At 43.2% G+C, this 755-nt stretch carries 1 rRNA gene; it reads left to right on the top strand.

The features are described 5' to 3' along the window. Positions 1 to 755, top strand: a 23S ribosomal RNA gene (locus ARSQ2_RS11715); the annotation flags it as partial.

The following is a 755-nucleotide window of genomic DNA, read 5'->3' as shown; positions in this document are numbered from 1 at the left end:
CGAAAAGCGTCGGTAAGCTGATATGAAGCCTACTAGCCGGCGATGTCCAAATGGGAAAACCCAGTGCATTAATGCACTATCGTTTGATAAATTCATAGTCAAACGAGGCAAACCGGGAGAATTGAAACATCTCAGTACCCCGAGGAAAAGAAATCAACCGAGATTCCCCCAGTAGCGGCGAGCGAACAGGGAAAAGCCCAGAGTCAACATCAATATTTATCGCAGGAGAAAAGTCTGGAAAGACCGGCAATAAAGGGTAATAGCCCCGTATCTGAAACGGTAAATGTTGTGAACTCAAAGAGTAGGGCGGGACACGTGTTATCCTGTCTGAACATGGGGGGACCATCCTCCAAGGCTAAATACTCCTGACTGACCGATAGTGAACCAGTACCGTGAGGGAAAGGCGAAAAGAACCCCGGCAAGGGGAGTGAAATAGAACCTGAAACCGTGTACGTACAAGCAGTCAAAGCACCCAAAAAAGTGTGACTGCGTACCTTTTTGTAAAGGGTCAGCGATTTATATTCTTTAGCAAGAATAACCAGATAAAAAAGCCGTAAAAAACCGAGTCTTAACTAGGTGTTAAGTTGCAGAGTATAAACCCAAAACCCAGTGATCTAGCCATAGGCAAATTGAATGTTAGGTAACACTAACTAAAAAACCAAACCGACTAATGTTAAAAATTAACAAATGATTTGTGGCTGGGAGTAAAAAACCAATCAAACCAAGAGATAACTGCTTTTCCCCAAAAGCTATTT

The organism is Arsenophonus endosymbiont of Bemisia tabaci Q2 (assembly GCF_902713415.1).
Classification (GTDB): Bacteria; Pseudomonadota; Gammaproteobacteria; order Enterobacterales; family Enterobacteriaceae; genus Arsenophonus.
The sequence above is the reverse complement of the archived record's forward strand: the minus strand, read 5'-3'. Positions and strand labels throughout refer to the sequence as shown.